Consider the following 3,434-nt stretch of genomic DNA (forward strand, 5'->3'; position numbering starts at 1 on the left):
TCGTGCCCGGGCGGGCCGGACGCCTGGTCGCCGTCAGACTCGGGCTATCGTCGGTCTGCGAGGCCTCGCTCGTGTAGGCCGTGACGGAGACGGCGAAGAATCGGTGCGTCTGCGCCCTGGCGAGCCGCTTTGGAATCTGCTCCACCATGAGAGCCGTGTGCGGGGGCAGACCCATCTGCGGGCCTTCCGAGGACGCCGAGAGCGTCGCGGGCTCGACAGTCGCGGACAGGATCTCGTCCCCCAGGGTCGAGATCTGCGCATCGAGGGCGCGGATCCCTCCGACCAGGGCCGCCAGGCCAAAGGCAAGAGCGGCCACGCGGAGTCCTCGCGGCAGGTTCCAGACTGGCTGAGCGATTTCGGCAATATCGGCTAAGTGCACGCTATGGTGAAGCTTGGAGAGTCGATCGAATTGAGCCGTGAGCCACTTGGGGACAGACGATCCCCGCCGCAGCGTTCTGCAAAGGCTCAGTCGCACCGGTTCCAACCTCCCTTCGGGCCCGTTTCGCGGCCGCGAATCAGAGAACCCTAGCCAGCCCTTTCTACCCGTGTCAAGCCCCGGGGATCTCCGCCCCGGAGGCCTCGCGGTCGCCAGAAGAGGGCCGCAGGCCGCAACAGAAGCGGGGTTAAGCAATTCCGCCCCTTGCGCGGCGGTGCGGGCTCAGCTATCAAGGAGTGGCGACTGCCATCCCGGATCTGGCGGGGGGAAAGGTACGGGAGCTCGAACTTGAACTGGGCGGAGAGCCTTCTGGCCTTCGGAGGTCTGCAGGCGGCTCGAGAAGAGGCGCGTGTCGTCGTCATTCCCGTCGCCTACGATCTGACCACGACTTACGCTGCGGGGGCGCGCGACGGGCCCCGCGCCCTGATCGACGCCTCGACGCACATGGAGCTCTTCGACGAGGAGCTCGGCTTCGCCCCCATCGATGTCGGGGTGCACACGCTGCCGATCGTGGAGCAGGTGGCTGCCGGGCCCGAAGCGATGAGCCTCGTTGTTCAGGGGATCGTTCGAGAGGCTCTGGAAGACGGGAAGCTTCCCGTCCTGCTCGGCGGAGATCACAGCCTCTCGATCGGCGCCTTTCGCGCCCTCCACGAGCTGGGCCTTTCCGCAACCATCCTGCAGCTCGATGCCCACGCCGACCTCCGGGAGGAGTACCAGGGGACGGCCCACAGCCACGCCTGCGTCATGGCGCGCGCGCGCGAGCTCTTCCCGTGCGCGCAAGTCGGCATCCGCAGCCTCAGCGAGCCGGAGCATGAGAGGGCGCGGCGCGAGAGGCTCGCGATCCTTCCGGCGCGCCGGCTCCGAGAGGATCGGGAGGCCGCCGTGGCCGAGATCCTGCCCCTGCTGGGCAGGCAGATCTACCTGACCCTTGACCTCGATGTTCTGGATCCCTCCATCATGCCGGGAACCGGCACGCCGGAGCCGGGCGGTCTCCTGTGGGACGAGATCCAGTGGGTCGTTCGGGCGCTGACAAGGGACCGCAGCGTGATCGGCTTCGACATGATGGAACTCTCCCCGATCCCGGGTCTGCGCGCACCGGAGTTCCTTGCGGCGAAGCTGCTGAACAAGATCCTCGGGATCGTCTGGCCTCCGGGAGGGGCAGGATCGATCCCCCCTTCGGCCGGCGAGACTCCGACGCAGGGGAGCCGGCCGTGAGACTGCCGTCCCGCGAGAGGCAGGAAAGGACGATCGGATGATGCAGGAGACGATCAGTCGAGCGCTCGGCCGGAGAGTCCGCCGCATACGCCAGGAGAAGGGGCTGACCCTCAAGCAGATCGAGGCGAAGGTGCACGTCAGCGCGACCCACATCTCGGAGATCGAGAGAGGCAACACATCGCCGACCGTCGGCGCGCTGGAGAAGATCGCGCAAGCGTTGGAGGTGCTGCCGTCGCACCTGATCGACCTTCCCGCGATTCCCGAGCTCAGAGTCCAGCACGGCGAGGAACGCAAGAGCCTCTCCACAGAGCGGGGGATGGTCGTCCTCGATCCGCTGACCGACCGCAGCGCGCGTTCCGACCTCTCCTACTTCGTCGCCACAATCAAGGCCGACGGACAGGTCGAGGCTGCCCCCGGCCACCAGGGAGAGGAGTTCTGTTACGTTCTCGAGGGGATCCTCGAGGTCGCCGTGGACGGCACGTCGTACGTGCTCCGCCCAGGCGACGCTCTGCACTTCAAGGCGGCCCGCCCCCACAGGATCCGCAATCTCTCCCCAACCCCCAGTCGGTCCCTGTGGGCCGTGCGGCCTCGTCTCTTCATCTAGGACCGCCCGAAGGAGAGGGAATGATCACGAAAGAAGCTCTGGGCAGGCGGGTCCGGGAAGTCCGGCTCCACAACGCGATGACCCTCAAGGATGTCGAAGGGCTCTCGGGCCTCTCGTCGACGCACATCTCGGAGATCGAGCGCGGCATGACCTGCCCCACGGTGGGAGCGCTCATCCGGATCGCTGTCGCCTTGAGGAAGGACCCTTGCTACTTCGTCGAGGAGCGGGAGCTCGACGAGATCTGCGTGAGCTGCGACGGGGAACGGCCGAGCGATCCGGCCCCGCGCGTCGGCTCGGCGGATCGGGCCGCCGTGGAGCCGCTCACGCGCGGGATCCTCGGAGGGAGGATCAGGGCGCACGAGGTCAGACTCGAACCCGGAGGCGCCATCGAGATCGAGTGGCTCGCGACCGGGGAGGATGCCTGCTTCTACTGCGTCGAGGGAGTCTCGGAGTTGAGCCTCGGCGGGAAGACGAGCCGCGTCGTCGCCGGCGACTCGATCCAGGGCGCGGTACCAGCTGGACCGCACGGGATTCGCGCGGGCGATCTCGGATGCCGGCTGCTCGTGATCAGCGACCACCGCGAGGTCCCCTCCGGGCGATCCTGAGGGTTGACCGGAGCCCGCATGAGCGCTGGATCAGCCAGTCGCCGTGCTAGGTCTCTCGGCCCGCCTCCGGGGGCGCTCCTGCCTGACGGCGCTGGACACGTTTCGCTTCCTGCCAGTAGGCCTCCATGGTCTCGAGCTTCGCGCGACCCAGGCGGTATCCGTCCGACTCGAGGGACCCCGCCATGAGATTGAAGCGTGAGCGGAACTTCTCCGCCGCGGCGATCAGCGTGGCCTCCGGGTCTCTCCCCAGATGCCGTGCCAGGTTGACCACGGCGAAGAGAAGGTCCCCCAGCTCTTCCGAGACGGCGGCAGACTGCCGGTCCAGATCGATCGCGCTTGCCAGCTCGTCGATCTCCTCGCGGATCTTGCCGGTGACGCCGGACAGATCCCCCCAGTCGAACCCGAAGGCGGCGGCCTTCTCCTGAAGCCTCCTCGCGCGAGCCAGCGCGGGGATGCCGGCCGGAAGGCTCTTCATGGGCTCGGTGTCGGGAGGGGATTCCCTCCTCTTGCGCTCTTCCCACGTCTCCGGATCGCGGACGCCCGAAACCTCGATCGATCCGAAGACCTCCGGGTG

Annotated in this window: 5 protein-coding genes; 3 read left to right on the forward strand and 2 right to left on the reverse strand. The window is 67.6% G+C overall.

Annotated elements, in window-relative coordinates; genetic code table 11:
- Positions 1–316: hypothetical protein (locus FJY88_12765; protein ID MBM3288201.1), on the reverse strand; the 316-nt coding region annotated here is incomplete at its 3' end.
- A 324-nt stretch (positions 317–640) separates the two neighbouring features.
- Here FJY88_12765 and speB point away from each other — a divergent pair.
- From speB to FJY88_12780, 3 genes are read left to right on the forward strand one after another with little or no spacing between them, the layout of a single operon-like run.
- On the forward strand, positions 641–1,651 hold the full coding sequence (gene speB / locus FJY88_12770; protein MBM3288202.1) for an agmatinase: 1,011 nt from the start codon (positions 641–643) through the stop codon (positions 1,649–1,651).
- A gap of 37 nt (positions 1,652–1,688) precedes the next feature.
- Positions 1,689–2,255, forward strand: a complete 567-nt coding sequence (locus FJY88_12775) for a helix-turn-helix domain-containing protein (GenBank protein MBM3288203.1) — start codon at positions 1,689–1,691, stop codon at positions 2,253–2,255.
- Between the two features lie 20 nt (positions 2,256–2,275).
- Entirely contained in the window at positions 2,276–2,860 is a 585-nt protein-coding gene (locus FJY88_12780) for a helix-turn-helix domain-containing protein (GenBank protein MBM3288204.1), read from the forward strand.
- A gap of 46 nt (positions 2,861–2,906) precedes the next feature.
- Here the strand turns inward: FJY88_12780 and FJY88_12785 are convergent.
- Positions 2,907–3,434: nucleoside triphosphate pyrophosphohydrolase (locus tag FJY88_12785; protein ID MBM3288205.1), on the reverse strand; the 528-nt coding region annotated here is incomplete at its 5' end.

The sequence above is a fragment of the Candidatus Eisenbacteria bacterium genome, assembly GCA_016867495.1.
Taxonomy (GTDB): domain Bacteria; phylum Eisenbacteria; class RBG-16-71-46; order CAIMUX01; family VGJL01; genus VGJL01.